This window comes from Gluconobacter cerinus, from assembly GCF_025961355.1.
GTDB classification, from domain to species: Bacteria; Pseudomonadota; Alphaproteobacteria; order Acetobacterales; family Acetobacteraceae; genus Gluconobacter; species Gluconobacter cerinus.
Genome location: NZ_JAOQNM010000001.1, coordinates 1,846,259 through 1,864,207 on the forward strand (window position 1 = coordinate 1,846,259; position 17,949 = coordinate 1,864,207).

General features: G+C 57.0%; 18 protein-coding genes. 8 read left to right on the forward strand and 10 right to left on the reverse strand.

Annotated features, from left to right (window positions below; genetic code table 11):
• Nucleotides 1-107: 107 nt before the first annotated feature.
• From M2305_RS08470 to M2305_RS08495, 6 genes are all read right to left on the reverse strand, one after another.
• Nucleotides 108-2,327: a pyrroloquinoline quinone-dependent dehydrogenase gene (locus M2305_RS08470; protein ID WP_264649115.1), complete on the reverse strand. Its 2,220-nt coding sequence runs from the start codon at nt 2,325-2,327 to the stop codon at nt 108-110.
• Nucleotides 2,327-2,707 (reverse strand): glycerol dehydrogenase, encoded by a 381-nt coding sequence (locus tag M2305_RS08475; protein WP_264649116.1) that lies wholly within the window; start codon nt 2,705-2,707, stop codon nt 2,327-2,329. The genes M2305_RS08470 and M2305_RS08475 overlap by 1 nt, the downstream gene beginning before the upstream one ends.
• A gap of 87 nt (nt 2,708-2,794) precedes the next feature.
• A complete protein-coding gene (locus M2305_RS08480; RefSeq protein WP_264649117.1) occupies nt 2,795-4,351 on the reverse strand; it encodes a carbohydrate porin in 1,557 nt (518 codons plus the stop codon).
• Between the two features lie 279 nt (nt 4,352-4,630).
• Nucleotides 4,631-6,049, reverse strand: a complete 1,419-nt coding sequence (locus M2305_RS08485; RefSeq protein WP_264649118.1) for an ABC transporter permease — start codon at nt 6,047-6,049, stop codon at nt 4,631-4,633.
• 2 nt (nt 6,050-6,051) lie between these two features.
• A complete protein-coding gene (locus M2305_RS08490) occupies nt 6,052-6,921 on the reverse strand; it encodes an ABC transporter ATP-binding protein (protein WP_264649119.1) in 870 nt (289 codons plus the stop codon).
• Nucleotides 6,922-7,025: 104 nt separating this feature from the next.
• On the reverse strand, nt 7,026-7,691 hold the full coding sequence (locus M2305_RS08495) for an alpha/beta hydrolase (protein WP_064274695.1): 666 nt from the start codon (nt 7,689-7,691) through the stop codon (nt 7,026-7,028).
• A 137-nt stretch (nt 7,692-7,828) separates the two neighbouring features.
• Here M2305_RS08495 and M2305_RS08500 point away from each other — a divergent pair, with 137 nt between their 5' ends.
• Nucleotides 7,829-8,920, forward strand: coding sequence for a cysteine desulfurase family protein (locus M2305_RS08500; RefSeq protein ID WP_264649120.1), 1,092 nt, complete (start codon nt 7,829-7,831; stop codon nt 8,918-8,920).
• Here the strand turns inward: M2305_RS08500 and M2305_RS08505 are convergent.
• Complete coding sequence (locus M2305_RS08505; RefSeq protein WP_203547852.1) at nt 8,917-9,081, reverse strand: hypothetical protein; 165 nt, start codon at nt 9,079-9,081, stop codon at nt 8,917-8,919. The two genes, M2305_RS08500 and M2305_RS08505, sit on opposite strands and share 4 nt — an antisense overlap.
• A 93-nt stretch (nt 9,082-9,174) precedes the next feature.
• Between M2305_RS08505 and M2305_RS08510 the strand changes: the two genes are divergently transcribed.
• Genes M2305_RS08510 through M2305_RS08525 form a run of 4 tightly spaced genes read left to right on the forward strand, consistent with a single transcriptional unit; the run spans nt 9,175 to nt 12,402 of the window.
• Complete coding sequence (locus tag M2305_RS08510) at nt 9,175-10,323, forward strand: cysteine desulfurase family protein (protein WP_264649121.1); 1,149 nt, start codon at nt 9,175-9,177, stop codon at nt 10,321-10,323.
• Nucleotides 10,324-10,340: 17 nt separating this feature from the next.
• Nucleotides 10,341-10,655, forward strand: coding sequence for a ferredoxin family 2Fe-2S iron-sulfur cluster binding protein (locus tag M2305_RS08515; protein ID WP_046900759.1), 315 nt, complete (start codon nt 10,341-10,343; stop codon nt 10,653-10,655).
• A gap of 5 nt (nt 10,656-10,660) precedes the next feature.
• Entirely contained in the window at nt 10,661-11,743 is a 1,083-nt protein-coding gene (gene mnmA, locus M2305_RS08520; protein ID WP_046900760.1) for a tRNA 2-thiouridine(34) synthase MnmA, read from the forward strand.
• 2 nt (nt 11,744-11,745) lie between these two features.
• The gene (locus M2305_RS08525) at nt 11,746-12,402 is read left to right on the forward strand and encodes a glutathione S-transferase family protein (RefSeq protein ID WP_211498583.1); all 657 of its coding nucleotides are present in this window, start codon (nt 11,746-11,748) and stop codon (nt 12,400-12,402) included.
• A 14-nt stretch (nt 12,403-12,416) separates the two neighbouring features.
• Here M2305_RS08525 and M2305_RS08530 read toward each other — a convergent pair whose 3' ends face one another.
• Nucleotides 12,417-12,605, reverse strand: coding sequence for a hypothetical protein (locus M2305_RS08530; RefSeq protein WP_046900762.1), 189 nt, complete (start codon nt 12,603-12,605; stop codon nt 12,417-12,419).
• Nucleotides 12,606-12,786: 181 nt separating this feature from the next.
• Here M2305_RS08530 and M2305_RS08535 point away from each other — a divergent pair, with 181 nt between their 5' ends.
• From M2305_RS08535 to M2305_RS08545, 3 genes are all read left to right on the forward strand, one after another.
• On the forward strand, nt 12,787-13,872 hold the full coding sequence (locus M2305_RS08535) for a DNA topoisomerase IB (RefSeq protein ID WP_264649122.1): 1,086 nt from the start codon (nt 12,787-12,789) through the stop codon (nt 13,870-13,872).
• Between the two features lie 149 nt (nt 13,873-14,021).
• Nucleotides 14,022-15,275, forward strand: a complete 1,254-nt coding sequence (locus tag M2305_RS08540) for a cation:proton antiporter (RefSeq protein WP_046900764.1) — start codon at nt 14,022-14,024, stop codon at nt 15,273-15,275.
• A 60-nt stretch (nt 15,276-15,335) separates the two neighbouring features.
• On the forward strand, nt 15,336-15,800 hold the full coding sequence (locus M2305_RS08545; RefSeq protein ID WP_232309178.1) for a hypothetical protein: 465 nt from the start codon (nt 15,336-15,338) through the stop codon (nt 15,798-15,800).
• Between the two features lie 17 nt (nt 15,801-15,817).
• Here the strand turns inward: M2305_RS08545 and M2305_RS08550 are convergent, their stop codons facing one another.
• Together M2305_RS08550 and M2305_RS08555 are read right to left on the reverse strand one after the other, a co-directional pair.
• Nucleotides 15,818-16,762, reverse strand: a complete 945-nt coding sequence (locus M2305_RS08550) for an SMP-30/gluconolactonase/LRE family protein (RefSeq protein ID WP_264649123.1) — start codon at nt 16,760-16,762, stop codon at nt 15,818-15,820.
• A 140-nt stretch (nt 16,763-16,902) separates the two neighbouring features.
• Entirely contained in the window at nt 16,903-17,835 is a 933-nt protein-coding gene (locus M2305_RS08555; RefSeq protein WP_086633398.1) for a hydrogen peroxide-inducible genes activator, read from the reverse strand.
• Nucleotides 17,836-17,949: the final 114 nt, after the last annotated feature.

Genomic DNA, 17,949 nt, shown 5'->3' on the forward strand with positions numbered 1-17,949 from the left:
AAAAGAGAGGCGTCCGCGTGTGACGCCTCTCTCGTTTCAGTCCGGGTATTCAGTCTGGACTGACCTGCCCATACTCAGTTGTACAGGCAGGGGTTTGCGTAAGTTTTTCAGTGCTTGATGGCATCTGGCAGAGCGTAAACCACAAGCTGGTCCGTAACCGGTGTCATCATGAAGTGATGTCCCCCTGCCATGATGGCAACGTACTGATGTCCGTTGGCTTCGTAGGTCATCGGGTTGGCCTGACCGCCACCCGGGAGCACCGCGCTCCACACGACCTTACCGGTGTGCTCGTCAATGGCACGGATCTGGTTATCCGTAGCCGCTGCAATGAACACCAGACCACCAGCCGTCACGACAGAACCGCCATTGTTCGGTGTTCCAATCTCCCAGGGAAGGCCTGTCGGCAGACCCCATGGACCATTGGCACGCGCTGTTCCCAGTGGATGCTGCCACAGCACTTTCTGACCGTGCTTCATGTCGATCGCCGTGATCATCCCGTAAGGCGGCCGATGGCACAGCATCTTGGTGAACGGGTCCCAGAAAGGGGCAATGGCGATCGCATAAGGTGTGCCTTCCATCGGGCCATTCCCTTCAGCCGCCCCGGCACCCGGTTTATAATGCGGATCATCAATCGGCATCAGCTTCAGCGCATCTGCTTTCCGGCGGGTGATGAGCTGGGCATACATTGGTGATGCATTCCAGTTGGCAATCAGGATGCCGGTGTTTGGGTCGTAGGACATGGAGCCCCAGTCACTGCCTCCATTGTTGCCGGGATACATGATCCAGGGTTTGTCCAGACTTGGGGCCGTGAACTCACCGTCATAATGCGCGCTGCGGAATTTGATCCGGCAGTAGAGCTGATCGATCGGAGACATGCCCCACATGTCTTTTTCGCGAAGCTCTGGCATCCGAAGGGCAGGCATGCCGACAGACCAGGGCTGCGTCGGCGCGCGGCTGTCACCGGGCACATGTCCTGCTGGAGCAGGGCGCTCCTCCACGGGCAGGATTGGCTTGCCCGTCCTGCGGTCCAACACAAAAGTCTGGCCACGTTTGGTTGGAACAATCAGAGCCGGAGCCAGCATGCCGTCTGGCCCCCGAAGGTCCATCATTGTGACCTGAGAACCCATGTCATAATCCCAGACATCCTTGCGGGTCGTCTGATAGACCCAGCGTGGTGAGCCTGTCTTGACATCGAGCGCAACGATCGACGTAGAAATGGCATTTTCTGCCGGACTACGCAGCCCGCTGTAGTAGTCGCCACCAGCATTGCCAGTCGGGACGTACACAAGGCCCTGTGCATTATCTCCGGTCATGGCCGCCCATGAGTTCGGCGTACCGCGGCTATAGTGGCGATTGCCCGTTGGCTGGCTGTGATCGTCAGGATTGCCAACATCCCAGGCCCAGACGAACTTGCCGCTTTCAGCATCGTAACCACGGATCACACCAGACGGTGCCCAACGACGCTGACCATCCAGCACTTCATGATTGACGACGACAATACCGTTAACCACAGGCGGCGGAGCCGTTATGGCCACGAAGCCGGGGACGGATTCACCCATGCCCTGCATCAGATTGATCTGTCCATTATGGCCAAACGCGGGGCAGAATTCACCTGTTGCCGCATCGACGGCCACGAGGCGCATATCCAGTGTGCCTTCAATGATGCGGTTGTGGCAGGGCTGACCCTCTGGCACGACAGCAGAAGTGAAATACGTCACACCCTTGCAGGCTGCCGTGTAGGGGATGGACTCGTATTTGACGTTCAGATTACGGCGCCAGATCTCTTTTCCAGTCACCGGGTCCAGCTTCATCATGTCGTTCTGAGCTGAGCACATGTAGAGGCCGTCACCCACCTTGATGGGTGTGGTTTCAGCCGCCCATTTGTTGGTCTGGCCCGGACGTGGATAGCTGCCCGTATGATAGGTGAATGCAACCTTCAGGTTGTTGACCGTCTCGGGGGTCAGTTCTGTCAGAGGCGAATAGCGCGTTTGGTTATCGTCACGGCCATAGGCCGGCCAGTCTCCATGCGCCGGGCTTGCACTCTGCTGGGGTGCCATGGATGGAATTTCGGAAATGTCGATTGATCCGATATCCGGCAGGTTTGCAGCATTGACGCCCGGAGCCTGCGGGGCATACGGAGAGGGTCCGGCAAAATAGCTTGAATCCGCCGGTGTGTTTTCCTTGGGTTCGTCGGCGTTGCCCGGGCCGGGAATAGTCGCCGAAGGTGGCCCCCCAGAGCCTGCGGGAGCGAACTGAGCGTGTGCTGCGAGAGGTGAACAGGCGAGCGCGAGGCCTGCGGCTGTTGCGAGAAGGTGAGACCGACGCATCAGACGGCTCCTCTGAGTGTACGGCGGGATTCCAGGCGGCGAAGGACCGGAATGGTCAGGACCACCAGAATGCCAAGAATGGTCGGACCGAAAGCGCGCGGCAGAAGGTCAATCGGGCTGACCCCGACTTCCCACAAGGACCAGACCCATGTGTAGGCCAGGGCGCCGAGGTACAGGAACGCGCCGAGCGTGCGGCCCATCACCATGAACACCCCGCTGGCAACCAGCACGATCCCGCAAATGACGTAGTAAACAGAGCCGCCCAGCATCGCGAGGTCAGCCCCCATGATGACAAAGATCAGGCCCACAAGAAGAATAACGACCCCCAGAAGCAGCGTCAGCCACTCCGTCAGAGGCTTCGTGCCGTTACGGACAGGCATGGACGTGTTCTCCGGTAAGGGATGTGCTGTTTCTGCCGCAAGAATTGATTTTGGAATGATTCATGATCCCGGTTTCCATATGTGGTCTCAGAAAGTAATTCCGGTTTCGAAATCCAGTATCAGTGGATTTTTGTACCGGTTGGTCCCGCCTGTGCTCCAGATGTACTGGGCACCAGGGCGGATCAGCAGCCATGGTGTGGGGCGCCATCCGTAGTTCAGTTCGATGGCGTGTTCGCCACTTGGGCGGTAAAGACCGGTGGCGCCATTTTTCTGAAGTTCGGCGACCCAGTTGGCCATCTTGGCGTTCACCCAGAGGAACTTCATGCCGAGGCTAACTGTGTCATCGGGGCGATTTTTGAACGTGCCTTTGCGTGTCAGGCCCCAGTCGACGAAGTATGGTGCGATGGCCGTTCTTGGATCACCCCAGGTGAAGGACGCAAAAAACGATGTGCCGCGATGCGCATCCCCTGCGTCGCGCTGGATCATGCGATCGAACTGGAACCATCCGCCAAAGCGTCCCCTGACTTTCGCTGTTGGCGCACTAACTAGATAGTTACTTGGAATTTCAAACATTCCATATTGGGAGTACACATTGTTGACCTGTGACGTATCCCAGTATCCGCCGATCTTGACGTTGGTCTGCAGGGGGCCACTGTAATCGTCTTTTCCGCCCTGATGCCAGACAAGCTGGAAGGGCAGAAAGGTACCGGTGGCGCCGTGCAGGTTCATCTTCCACCCGTTATGGGTGTTTCCAATTGTCGGATCAGCAGAATAGACGCCAAACTGAATGGAATAATGGTTGTTTCCGGCAGGGTAGAATTTCACCCATGCTCCGGGGTGGGCCGTTGGATAGTATCCATAGCCTGAGTTGTAAGCGATGGACTGTGGCATGCCGCAGATGGCATTGGTCTGGAACTGACAGTAGTTGTTCATGCCCCAGTATATGGACCATGTTTCGAAGTCGGTTTCAGAGTTGATTTCGCCGATCGTCGTTGAAACGTAGCGGTTCCAGTTCATCTCCCAGGACAGCAGAGACAAACGCACTGTGGGAGAGCCATAGATTTCCTGCGGACTGTTCAGCGCAGGAAGTTTTGCACCAAGGCCCTGTCCCGCGCGGGACGTCACGATGAAGTGGAACAGGCCGATGCTGTAGCCTGTGAGCTTCTTGAGATCGAAATCAAAATTCAGGCCGATTTCGTGTGCGTACCTCACATTCTGGGACTTGCCCCCCATCGGGTTGCCAGCAGAATCCTGAAAATAATGGCCCGTGATGTTCATGCCCTTGTCTGTCAGCCATGGGCGCCAGCCGCCCCAGTCCCCGGTCATGGTGCTTTGCTTCATCCAGTCATGCAGACTGGCGGGAAGAAAGGACTGATCCGTTGTTATCGGCTGGGCAAAGTCGTTCACGCCAGGTTGGGATGGTGTGACGGTTACGGGCTTGGGAGCAGGACGGATTGTCTTGATACGGCTTTTTGCATTGCTCCTGTAGCGAAGGGCAGCATGTTCCGAGGTTGTTCGCTCATCCTCGGATACGGTTGCGGTGGAAGATTGCGCCCGTGCAGTGCCTGTGGTGAAGGCAAATCCTGACGTAATGGCGCAGACCAGTCCCAGCGATTTGACCCATTGTCTCTCGAACGGCTGCATATTCTCAACGGCCGGGCGGGCCGTGTCCCAACTCTGCTTAAGTAACGGACCGTTCCGTTACATGAACATGAATCTATCTCACGAGACGGACGAGGCCTGGGAATGACAAAGAAGAGAGAAGTTTTACAGACGCTCTTTCTGTGATTTCGAAGAAAGGGTTCTATTTGTTTTCATTAATGTTTTTCTTGGAAAGACCGCCAAAATCCATTTGAGCGGTCATAATCCGAAAGCAGGATCACGCTTGCGTGTCCCCCGCGTAAGCCCTGCCTGGTGAAGGTCTTATTCGGTTTCGTAGGGCCAGTCTGCCTTGCTGAGACTGCGAGGCGCAAGGACATAGGCCACGCAGCCCAGAGCTATGGAAAGTCCTGCAATTACGCCCGCAATGCGTGTCCCCATAATGAATGGGTTGCAGGTTTGCAGAAGGAAGATTGGAATGAAATTGAAGGCATAAACAACGCCCTTCCAAGGATTTCCGCTCACCAGAAAAGGAAGAGCCCCGCAGAGGGCAAAGCCAAGCGCCAGCCCCATAAATTCCAGACTGAACACCAGAGTGTCGCGCAGGGCGAATGATGTAATCAGGGCGTATGGAATGATCAGGCTGAGAACACGCAGTGGTATCGTGACGGACAGGCGGGAAAGCTTTGCCGAAAAGACAGACCGGACAAAGGAAAGACGGTCGCCAAAACGCCCGGTAATCAGCAGGAGAGGCCAATGCTGCCGTTGGGTAAGCCAGTTGTCGCTAACGGCGATCATCGCGCCTGCGCTGAAGACAAGGGGCTTCCAGCATGCTGCGAAACTCTTGTGAGTGAAGAGCGACATTCCCATTGCCGATATGGACATCAGAACAGGAATGAACAGGCAGCTTAGCAGGATGTCAGTTTTGAGTGTCAGAGGTGAGGTCGGTGCCAGCAGCATCTGGCGAAGCTGATAGAATGTGATGGGTTTGCGGACCCGTATCTTTGCTTTGCCAGAAGGAAACTCCGGCAGCGCGTCTTTCAAAGACGCAGAAGCGTCGAGAGCATGCGGAGTAGCTGGAGCACCGTGAAGGCGGTTGGGCAGGGAGAGAATACTGACGATCATGACCAGCAAAAGACAAACATCTGCTGGAATGGTGAGGATGGGTGGACGCGTCAGAAGCCATAGGCTGGCATTTGAGAGGAGGAGGAGGCCGAATTGCCCCAATATCAGGATGCCTCCTGCCAGACCGATCAGAAAGCGTAGTTTCTGGGACTGGCCTTGGGGCGGGACGTACCACTGCAGCAGTGTAGGGATTGAATTGAACAGCACAAAGAAGAGGGCGTCGTGGAACGGAATGGGCGCGAAACTCAGGGCCGTGCTGAGCAGTAAGACGGACACGACATCCACGATGCAGACTGCTCTTGCTTCCGCTAAAGCCAGCCCGGGAATAGCAGGAGCCTGAGCTGCACCGATCTGTCTTGTAGCATGTAGTTGCAGGCAGTTCTGGATGAACATGGATGTGAGGATGAGACTGACAACATTGGCGTGCGACAGAGCCTGCTCAAATGTCTCATGCGTCAGAAGCCTGTGCAGCCTCCGAAGATCCATTAAGGACGTAAACAGAAAGAACCCAACTGAAATCAGCAGGTAGTTTGCCCGAAGGAATACGGGGCTGGCGTAGAGTTGCAGGGCTCGCCAGAGGTCAGACCATTCCTGCCGGGTGAGGGAGAGGCTGCCCATGGTCAATGCTCCCGCGGAGCCGTGATTTCAAGAAAGGCGTCTTCAAAATCGGGAATGGAAACGGATGTTCCCTCAGGAAGGGCGAGGTCCTCGGTCCACCCATGAGCAAGAATGCCGCTCTCGCGCTGCCCGAGTATCTGGCATGGCAGAGTGTGCAGTACTTCCGGAGTGCTGTGATCGAGCCACCGGGTCTGTGTTCGGAAAATTTCGGCAGACACATCCAGAACAAGATGGCCTTGCCGAACAAACAGCAGGCGTGAGCACAGACGTTCGAGATCTGACAGAATATGTGATGAAATCAGAATACTGGCGCCAACGCGCGTTGCATAACTGCCCAGCAGATTCATGAAATCCCGCCGGGCATGAGGATCGAGGCTGGCGACAGGCTCATCCAATACGAGGAAATCGGGCTCGTGCCGCATGGCCAGAAGAATAGCCAGACGCTGTTTCTGGCCGCCCGAGAGGTTGCGAACAATCTTTTTGAAATCCAGATCGGCCCATTGCAGCAGGATGGGATCAATAGGGGGCAGATCGCCGTAAAACGCTCCGATATAATCAATCAGTCGACCAACACTGAACGCTGTAAATCCACTCATGGTCTGGGGGACAAACCCGGTACGGGCCCGGAGGTCTCGCGGCAGCGAGAGAACACTTTGGCCAAAGATGTCTACAGAACCCTGATCGGGGATCAGAAATCCCATGAGGCAGCCGATAAGGGTGGATTTTCCGGCACCATTGCGCCCGAGTAGAGCTACGGTTTCACCGGGTTCGACTGTAAAGGAAACGTGGTCGAGCGCAGTGAAGCTGCCGAAGCGTTTTGTGAGATCCGTCACACGGACGGGTAAGGTCGGGGGGGCGGGCCGGATTGTCATGCAATAAACGTTGCACAATGTTACTGAACCGACAAACAAAAAAATAGCCTGCGATCCGGACAGGAAAGCAGGCTATTTTTATAGTCCTGGTTGAAGAACCGGGATCAGTCGGCGGCCAGTGCGAGAGCCTTGCGGCCACGCATGGTCATGACGTGATCTTCCAGTGCTTCTCCGACGCGCTCAGCCTGCTTGGCGAAAATGTGGTCGGCATCGTCGAAGATACGATAATCGACCGTCACATTCTTCTGCGTGTTGAGCTTGTCGACCAGCTTGCGGATGCCTGGCTCGGGAGCCATTTCGTCCTTGCCGCCAGCGATCATCAGACCACTACACGGACAAGGTGCAAGGAAGCCGAAGTCATAATCATTGGCTGGAGGCGCAACGCTGATCCAGCCACTGATTTCCGGGCGGCGCATCAGAAGTTGCATGCCGACGAACGCCCCGAACGAGTATCCGGCGATCCACAGTTCGCTGGAGTTCGGGTTGACCATCTGCATCCAGTCAAGTGCTGCAGCTGCATCGGAGATTTCTCCGATACCGCCATCGTAACGCCCCTGGGAGCGGCCGACGCCGCGCGAGTTGTAGCGCATGACCGAGAAGCCCATCTTCTCGAAGTGGCGATACATCGTGTACGTAATACGATTATTCATGGTGCCGCCGTGAAGCGGGTGTGGGTGCAGCACCAGGGCGAGGGGAGCGTTTGGTTCGCTGGAGTGGTGGTAACGACCCTCAAGCCGGCCATCTGGGCCGGCGAACATCACTTCAGGCATGAATACTCTCGCTCTATGTCCGGCAGGATTACGGCCCTGCCTTCCGGTGGGCGTCTGTATATCGAGTTGAAAGCCAGAATTTCCACCAAAATCGACTCGGGATTGCGATTCCTGCAACTCTGCACGATCTAGAGAACATGACGAACGCATCTGCTCCGACCTATCTTGACGCCAATGCAACCGAGCCTCTGCGCCCCGCAGCGAGGGAGGCTGTGCTGTCCGGTCTGCTGCTGTCCGGCAATCCGTCTTCGGTCCACGCGGAAGGGCGCGAAGCCAGGCGATGTCTTGAAGATGCCCGTAGTCGTATCAGTGCGGGTTTCGGGCGGATTTCCGGGACCTGTGTGTTCACGTCAGGTGGCACGGAGGCTGACGCAATGGCCATTCATGCGTTCGGTCAGGGGCGTCGGATCCTGATCGGTGCAACCGAGCATGATGCCGTTCGTAAGGCCGCCCCGAATGCGGACGTTATTCCGGTGAATGACCAGGGCATTCTGGACCTTGAAACTCTCCGTCAGCGTCTCGCGGATGGGGCACCAACACTTGTCTGTGTCATGGCCGCCAATAACGAGACAGGGGTTTTGTCGCCACTGGAGGAGGTGGCTGCACTCTGCCGCGACTCGGGCGCACATCTGCATGTGGATGCGGTTCAGAGCGCTGGGCGACTGCTTTTCAGCCTGACTGAGTGCAGCGTTGCTCTCTCGGGGCACAAGATGGGCGGACCAAAAGGCGCAGGTGCGTTGCTGCTGCCATGGGATGAACCGCTTGATGCCCTGATGGTGGGCGGTGGTCAGGAGCGCGGTCGGCGAGGAGGAACGCAGTCTTTGCCAGCTATTCTGGGCATGGCTGCTGCTTTTGATGAGGCGCAGGCCCAGGACTGGTCCGCTATTGAGGCACTGCGGGAGCGCGTCGAACAGGTGGCGATGGCAGCGGGAGCCCGTGTTGCCGGGCGTGAGGTCGCTCGCCTGCCAAACACAAGCTGCCTGATCCTCGACGGGGTTGCCGCACAGGTACAGCTCATGACGCTGGATCTGGAAGGATTTTGTGTTTCTGCTGGTTCGGCATGCTCTTCTGGAAAGGTTGCGGCATCTCATGTTCTGACGGCGATGGGAGAGACAGCCGGGGCCTCTCAGGCAATACGAGTATCGTTGCCGTGGAATGTGAGGACAGAACAGGTTGATGCGTTTTGCGATGCCTATGAGCGTATGGCGCGTCGTTTGAGCAAACGTTAAGGCGCGCTCATGTGGTCATTTTCCAGCCTGAGTTTCCGGGCCTGCTCTTCCAGAAGGGCGCTGCGGGCGTTGATCCATCGGCCTAAAGGAGAAATGAGGCTGAGGAGTAGAATACCGAAGGCGATGGCAAACAGTGTGCTGCCAAGGGGGATCGCGTCCATGGGGCATCCTCTGCCTGAAACAGGGTTCGAGGCTGAAAAGCCCATCTATATCTGGAACCGTAACGATCTGTGTTGGTCAGTGGAAGGTATAGCGTGATTTATCTGGACTATTTTTCCACAACGCCCTGCGCCCCTGAGGTTGTGAAAGCCATGCTGCCCTGGTTCGCGGAGGATTTTGGTAATCCACACAGTGTCCATGGCCCAGGTCAGAAAGCGGCGCAGGCTGTCGATGCAGCTCGCCAGACTATCGCTGACCTGATCGGGGCTGAAGCCCGGGAGCTCGTTTTTACGTCTGGAGCCACGGAAGCAAACAATCTTGCCATCAAGGGAGCCGCTCGCCACCTGAAGCGCATGGGCAATGAGCGTCGTCGCGTCATTACTGTCTCTACTGAGCATAAATGCGTTCTGGAATCCGTTCGGGATCTGGAGACTGAAGGCTTTGACCCTCTTATCCTGGGAGTGGACGGGCAAGGGCGTGTTGATCCCGAGGCTCTGCGGGAGGCACTGTCGGTGCCGACACTGCTTGTCAGCATCATGACGGCAAATAATGAGACGGGCATCCTGCAGGACATTCCACTCCTGTCACGAATCGCCCATGAGGCTGGGGCGTTGTTTCACACTGACATGGCGCAGATGGCCGGGAAGTTGCCTGTTTCACTGGATAATATCGATCTAGCGTCTTTTTCCGCGCACAAAATGTATGGCCCCAAGGGGATCGGTGCCCTGTATGTGCGGCGTCGGCCCCGTGTGCGACTACAGCCACTCTTTTCGGGGGGAGGGCAGGAACGGGCCTTTCGTTCAGGCACGTTGCCCACCCCTCTTGTCGTAGGGTTCGGGAAAGCTGCGGAGCTGGCGAAACGAAGATTGGATACGGATATTTTGCAGATTTCCGCCCTGCGGGATGATCTGTGGCGCCAGATTGAAACGGCACTTCCAGGATGTGAGCTGAATGGACGTGCAGTCTCGCGCCTGCCGGGTGCGCTGAATTTCTGTCTGCCGGAAGGCGTGCGGGCGACGGACATCCTTGAACGGGTCCCGGAAGTTGCCATGTCTACGGGGTCAGCTTGCTCGGCCGCAGAAATTACCCCCTCTTATGTGCTGACGGCGATGGGACTTTCTGCAGAGAAAGCATCGCGGTGCTTGCGCCTGTCGGTCGGACGCTCTACCTCCAAGCCCGGTATTGACCGTGCGGCGGCTCTTTTGATCGAGGCTGTCCGTACCTGCCAACCTTCAAGAGACTGAAACAAGACGGACAGCCCATGCCCAAGATGACCTTTATCGAACGTGACGGTTCCCGCCGTGAAGTTGACGCGCCTGTCGGCCTGTCGGTGCTGGAAATCGCTCACAAGCATGACATTGACCTCGAAGGCGCCTGCGAAGGCTCTCTGGCCTGTGCGACGTGCCATGTCGTGGTGGACCCGGAATGGGCTGGCAAGCTGTCCGAGCCGACCGACGATGAAGAAGACATGCTGGATCTGGCCTTCGGCCTTGAGCAGACATCCCGTCTGGGCTGCCAGATTGTCATGACCGAAGACCTGGATGGCCTGACCGTTCAGCTGCCAAAGGCGGGCTGAAGACCATGCGTATCCTCGTTGCCATGTCAGGAGGCGTGGACAGCTCCGTAGTGGCCGCGCTGCTCAAAAGGCAGGGCCACGAGGTGATCGGCGCGACCCTCCAGCTTTACGATCACGGTCAGGCGTCCAAGCCGGGCGCCTGCTGTGCCGGGCGGGACATCATGGATGCCCGCGCCGTGGCGGATAAGCTGGATTTCCCGCATTACGTCATTGATGCGGAAAGCCGCTTCCGGGACAGCGTGATTGAGAACTTCGCGGATGCGTATGCGCGTGGGGAAACTCCCGTGCCATGCGTGGCCTGCAATCAGGGCGTGAAGTTCACGGATCTTCTGGGCATGGCCCGCGATCTGGGCTGTGAAGCGATGGCGACCGGACATTACGTCCGGCGTGTTGAAGGTCCGTCTGGTGCTGAAATGCATCGCCCCGTTGATGCAGAGCGGGACCAGACCTGGTTCCTGTTCGCGACGACGAAAGACCAGCTTGATTACCTGCGCTTCCCGCTTGGCGAGATGCCGGACAAGGCGCATGTGCGTGAACTGGCACAGGAGCTTGGGCTGGAAATCGCAGCCAAGCCGGACAGTCAGGACATCTGCTTCGTCCCAAGCGGGTCTTACGTTGATATCGTGGAAAAGCTTCGTCCTGAAATTCGGGGTGAAGGCGAGATCGTGGATGAACAGGGCAAGGTCCTTGGGCATCATGAAGGCGTTGCGCGCTATACGGTTGGGCAGAGCAAGCGGCTGGGAGACATCCATACAGCCGTTGGCGAACGCCAGATGGTAACGCGGATTGATGTGCCAAAGCGCCGGATTGTTGTTGGGCCTCGCGTTCAGGCGACCGAAGTTGAGACGCGCAAGGCGATCCGTCTGCGGGACATGAACTGGCTGATTGATGCTCCGCCGGAAGGTGTCTCCTGTGGCGTGCAGATCCGTGCTCGGGAGAAGCTCCGGGATGCGGTTGTGAAGCCTCTTGAAAATGGTGGCGCGCTAGTCGAACTGCTGGAGCCAGCCATGCCGGCCCCGGGGCAGGCCTGTGTTCTGTATGATGGGAGCCGTGTTCTGGGCGGCGGGTTTATTCTGGCGGGAGCGTAAGCATGGCAGGGACACTTCTGATCGGGTCGCGGCGGTATTCGTCTTGGTCTTTGCGTGGCTGGCTGGCCGTCAAGCTGGCGAAGCTGGATGTGGAAGAGAAGGTCATTGCTCTCAAGGGCGGTGGCAAGACTACGGAAATCCACGCACTGTCGCCCAACAAGCTGGTACCGTATTTGCAACATGATGGCGCGCATGTTTGGGAAAGTCTGGCCATCTGCGAATACTGTGCCGAGTACGAGCCCGCTCTTTGGCCGCAGGACCGTGTGGTGCGTGCTCATGCCCGCAGCATCAGCGCCCAAATGCACGCCGGTTTCCGCCCAATCCGGCAGAATTGCCCGATGGATGTGGAGCGTGTTCCAGCGCCTTTGTCAGAAATCAGCGAAGACCTGGCCAAGGATGTTGCTCTGTTAAGCGAGACCCTGAAGGGGGCACTTCTGCGCTCCGGCACGGCCACGCCGTATCTGTTCGGGGACGTCCTGACGGTGGCTGACTGCATGTATGCGCCCGTCGCTATCCGGATTCACACGTATCAACTTAATGTTGACCCCGTTGTGAAAGCTTGGGTTCAGAGCATGTTGCACCATCCGCTCATGAAGGAATGGTACAGCCTTGCGGATGCAGAGCCTCCTGAGTGGCGACTAAGTTACGAAGACAAGTAAGGGTCTGGCTTCGTTCAGTGGTGAACGAAGCCCATTCCAGTTTGTAGGGCGGTGCGAAACACATCAGACCAGATGCTGTTACCGCCGCCACGGCCTCCACCAGGGCCACTGCCCGTCTGATTGAACGACGGAGCGTCGTTGCTGTCGGCAGTTTCCGACATGTCTGACGGTGCATGCGATGCGCAACTTGCGAGCAGGAGCATACTGCATCCCAACAACAGTCGTTTCACATCTGTATTCCCTACCCGTAATGTCCTTCTTGTAAGTCACCTGTGGAAAAGCAGGTGTCATGTCAGGAAGTATCAGGAAGCGTAAGCAGATCTGACGAAACTCCGGTTCCAGCCGCACGCTGTTACAGTTGGACGGACAGGGAACCGCGAAACCGTGACAGCAAGACTTTCACCTGAGCAGAAACAGGCCCGGCGCGCGGGTCTGCATTATGTGGACAGGACGGAACCGGGAATTACCCGCAGACGAGCCGGCAAAGGTTTCGCCTATTACGATCCTGCCGGGGAGCGCATCACGGACCAGAGCGTTATCGGGCGCCTGAAACGCCTGGGAATTCCTCCGGCTTATCGCGATGTGTGGATCTGTGCTGATCCCGATGGTCATCTGCAAGCTGTTGGTACAGATGCGCGGGGGCGGTTGCAGTATCGCTATCATCCCAAATGGCGGGAAACCCGGGACGTCGCCAAGTTCGGTCGAATGCTTGTCTTCAGTGAGCATCTGCCTGCCTTGAGAGCGCAGGTGGCAAAGGACCTGGCGCGAAAGAAGCTGGACCGGGACCGCGTTCTGGCCGCGATTGTCTTCATCATGGAACGGACGATGGCCCGGATCGGAAATGACCGGTACGCGCGTGAAAACCGTAGTTATGGCCTGACGACGCTGCGGCACCGGCATGTTGATGTGACCGGAAAGCACGTCACGCTTGATTTCCGGGCCAAACATGGAATTGAGCAGCATCTGGATTTGTCTGACGCTCGACTGGCGCGGCTTGTGTCACGCCTCGAAGATCTGCCGGGGCAACGTCTCTTCCAGTATCTGGATGAAAACGGTGAACGCCACGATGTGCACTCACAGGATGTGAACGACTACCTTCAGACCATCACTGGTGAAGACATTACGGCCAAAGACTTTCGCACTTGGGCTGCCACGCAACTGGCTGCCGTCACGCTCTGTGCCTTCAGCGGCTACGATACGAAAGCGAAAGCCAAAAAGCAGGTTGTGGAAGCCGTGAAGTCCGTGGCTGCCCGGCTTGGAAATACGCCTGCGGTCTGTAGAAAGAGTTATATTAATCCGTGCGTGGTGGATGGGCATCTGGACGGGACTTTGAGGGCCGCGTTTCAGAAGCGGGCGCAGGATGTTCTGGATATGCCGGAGCATGGATTATCGGCTGAAGAAGCAGCGGTGACGGGCTTCCTGGCAAACCGTTTGCCGCATCTTCGAAATAACGGCACATCAAAGTCCTGAACCGCAGTATGTTGAAATCTTTCGCAGGAAACTCTGCCTGTTACAGAAGCTTCTGTTTCTGACGGACCGTATAAAAATGCGTCGCAACGGAATTGATGGCTGGCGACGGAAGGTCAGTGCATGATGCACTGTCAGGAGGAGAAGAACGGATGAACTCGCTGGGTCTCTTTGCCTTGCTGATGCTGGGAGCAACGTGTTTCGGGGTTTTGAACGAGCGCCTTTTCAAGCTCCCCCTGACCATCGGTATTCTCCTGATTTCCATGGTCATTTCGATGCTGATCATGCTGATCAATCCTCTGGTGCCAGGCTACGACCTTCAGCACATTCCCCGGACCCTTCTCGGGCAGGTCAATCTTCCAGAAACGCTTCTGGAAGGGGCGCTGTCCTTCCTTCTTTTTGCCGGGGCCATGCAGGTTAATCTCGGGCTGCTGCTCTCCCGCGGAAAGGCTGTGGCTGCACTGGCTATCTTGGGAACGGTATTGGCCGTGGGGCTATTGGCAGGCGCAGCATGGTTAGTCTTTCCGCTGCTGGGCATGAATGTTCCCTTCAGCTGGTGTGTCGTTCTGGGGGCTATTCTCGCGCCGACGGATCCGGTTTCTGTCGTGGGAATGTTGCGTCGGTTGGGTTTGCCAGAAGCTCTTCAGGCCACCTTTGCAGGAGAAAGCCTGTTCAACGATGGCGTAGGCATTGTGATGTACGGGACCGTCATCGGTCTCGCGACTGGAGAGGTCCATAGCGTTGCAATGACGGACTTTATCGTTCGTTTTCTTGTGGAAGCGGTCGGTGGTGGTGTGCTGGGAGGTGTGCTGGGCTGGGTCGCCCTGAAAATCATTCGGGGCGTGCAGGACATGCAGATTGATCTGCTGGCTTCCCTGGCCTTGGCAACGGGCACTTACAGCCTTGCCAGTTCTTTGCACATGTCCGGCCCGATTGCCGTGGTTGTGGCAGGGATGTGGCTGGCGACCGATACAGGCAAGCGTGCAATACCAGAGCATTCCCGCCAGGAGCTCACCACGTTCTGGGGGCTTATCGACGAAATCCTGAACGCTTTGCTGTTTCTGCTGATCGGATTTGAGCTTCTCGAAATTACTCCACATCTGCCCAACCTTGTGGCGACACTCATCATCATTCCACTGTCCGTGATTGTTCGCGGACTGAGTGTGTTCCTGTCCACAATGCCGGTTCACCTGAAAAAAGGTGAGCGTGGCAGAGCTCTCGGTGTTTTGACCTGGGGTGGGCTTCGGGGCGGGATTTCCGTGGCATTGGCCCTGGGTTTGCCCCCGGGGGAACTTAGGGAGACGCTACTGCCGGTTTGCTATGGGGTGGTGGTCTTTACAATCATCGTGCAGGGACTGACGATGGAGAAGGTGGTCAATCGGCTTTACCCGAAAGCCACCAGTTGAGTGTATGCCTGCTGAGAGATTTTGGCAGACTGACAAATGGATCGGCAGGAGTGCGGTAAAATGGTGACTTTAAAGCGGGTGATGGGTCTACTAATCGTGACGGGTGCCGTCATGGGTGTGTCCGGGAATGCATTTGCCGCCAAGGGGTTCCCGGGACAGGCAGGATGCTGGGCCGCTCTTCCGGGTGAAGACGAGCGACCGGAAGTGACGTGTCGGAGCTTCACGGAAGATTTGCTGAAAAGTCTTGAGAAAGCTACGCCTGCACAGGTGACGTCTATTCTGGGTGTTCCAGGCAAGGACCATAAGCCCACCTATTTCGAGAGCGCGAACAAAACGCCCGGAGCCTATAATGGCTACGTTGAGCTGACATACACGGCCGGACACGTCTCGGATCTGTCTGCTGTTTTGACGCAGGTTCAGCCGAACGGCATGGCAAGTGACGAGAAGGATTATCAGTGGGGCGTCAGTAAGGCTGGTTGCTCCGATTTTCCGGGAAGCAAGAAAGCCTGCGATACGTCCAACTAAAGAGCGGCGCTCTGGATTTAGTCTCTCAGATCCAGAGCCACCAGTTTTTCGCGGCAGGTAATGAAGAGGCGCCTGCTCTCCGGGCCGCCAAATGTGCAGTTTGTTGGTGACCACGGAAGAGGGATGGACCCAAGCGTACAGCCTGAAGCGTCGATAACGTAAATCCCATTATCTGCGGTGGTCCACACCCATCCGCGACGGTCTACGGCCAAGCCATCAGGGACGCCATTTTCAGTGCTATAGAAGGGGCGTTTACCCGTCAGCTTTCCATGGCGGCCGACATCAAACGCATGAATGTGACAGCCTTGACCGCCAATTTTTCTGGATGTGTCCGTTACGTATAGGGTTTTCCTGTCTGGCGAAAATGCCAGAGCGTCAGGCTGATCGAGATCAGCCATGCGCGTCAGATCCCCAGTTTTTCGATCGTATCTATACACGCTGCGATGGGGAAGTTCTGGTGCCGCAATATACCCTTCTCTTGCAGAGTGGATGCCGAAGATTGGGTCGGTGAACCAGAGGGTATGGTTGGGGCCAGTGATAATGGCGTTTGGGGCGTTAAGGCGGCCGCCCTGATAGTGCGTGACGAGGGGTAGGGTTTCCTGACCGTCCTGTGAAAGACTGATGCAGCGACGTCCCTGTTCGCAATGCACCAGCGTGCCATCCGGGAGGAGGGCATTGCCGTTGATGAACCACGTGGGATCAATAATGGTGTGGACATGGCCGTCTGGGTGCCATGCCATCACTCTGCGTGAGATGACATCTGACCAGATGAGCCTGTCGCGGTCCTGATCCCAGACCGGGCTGTCGCCCAGCGTTGTTCCCTCGTGGAGCAGCAGAAGCGGAATATCGAAATCCAGAACCGCAGCGAGTGCCGGGTCATCAATCCGGATGCCTGGAAGAGGGCCTGATGTTTCTGGTGCACCCGGCAACCGCAGGAATGTACCAATCAGAGCGTTCTTCACGCGGCGCGTCTTTTGTCGATACGCATTGCGACTTTCTCAGCCATATTTGTGGCGCAGGCCTACAGCAGTGTTTGGCTTCCCGGGATAAAGCCGTCCGGAAAACGCGTTATTTTACAAAAACGCCGCGATGTTCACGGGGTTCATGCCGGATACATTTTGCATCCTTCGGGGGTGGCCTGCCGTAGAAAGATGCCAAGTTCCCGGAATGTGCTGGCACGTGGATCTGAGGCGCGCCACACGAGGCCGATTGTCCGACTTGCTTCGGGTTCGGAAAGGGGGCGGACGGTAATGAGGTTCTCAAAATCCATCCGGTTGCGCAGAGCAAGCCGGGGAATGAGCGAGAAGCCTTCGCCTGCACCAATCATGTGCCAGAGCATCTCCAGGCTTGTGGCCAGTCTGGTTTCGCGCTGTCTGGGAATGGTTGGGCAGATGGACAGCGCCTGATCGCGAAGACAATGGCCGTCTTCCAGTAACAGAAGATCAGGTCGACCCAGCTGTTTCAGGGAGATCCTGTTCTTGCCAGCCAGTTCGTGCGTGACTGGAAAAACCCCCAGAAAAGCCTCTTCGAAAAGAGGAAGGGCTTCCAGTGCCTCCGACGGAGCAGGCAGCGCCATCAGAGCCAGATCGAGTTCGTTGTTTCGCAGAGACTGGACCAGCGTATCCGTCGTTCCTTCTGTCAGGCGCAGATTCAGGTTCGGATAGGACTGTCGCAAATGGGGGAGCGTGCCGGGGATATAGTACGGGCCAAGCGTCGGGATGACGCCCAGACGCAGGATGCCATCCAGGGGGCTGGTGCGCGTCCGTGCGACTTCCAGAAGATTCCGGGCTGCCGTTAAAACTTCACGGCCAAGCGCAATCAGGCGCTCTCCATCAGGTGTGGGGGCGACATGCCTGCGCGAGCGCTCGAACAGCGTAACGTCGAGAAGCTGCTCCAGCTTACGGACCTGCTCTGAAAGGCCCGCCTGGCTCACACCACAGCGTTCTGCCGCGCGGGAGAAATTGCGCAGGTCATCCACTGCCACGACATATTCGATGTCCCGAAGGGACAGGCCGGAAAGGGGAACGTAACTCATGAATTATAGATAATACCGAACAACAAAATATGGAAGTGCGGTTTTTCCTATATTTGCATGAAAGCGTCATCGGCCTTGGCAAGACACATCTGCTGACGAAGCGTATAAGGTTTC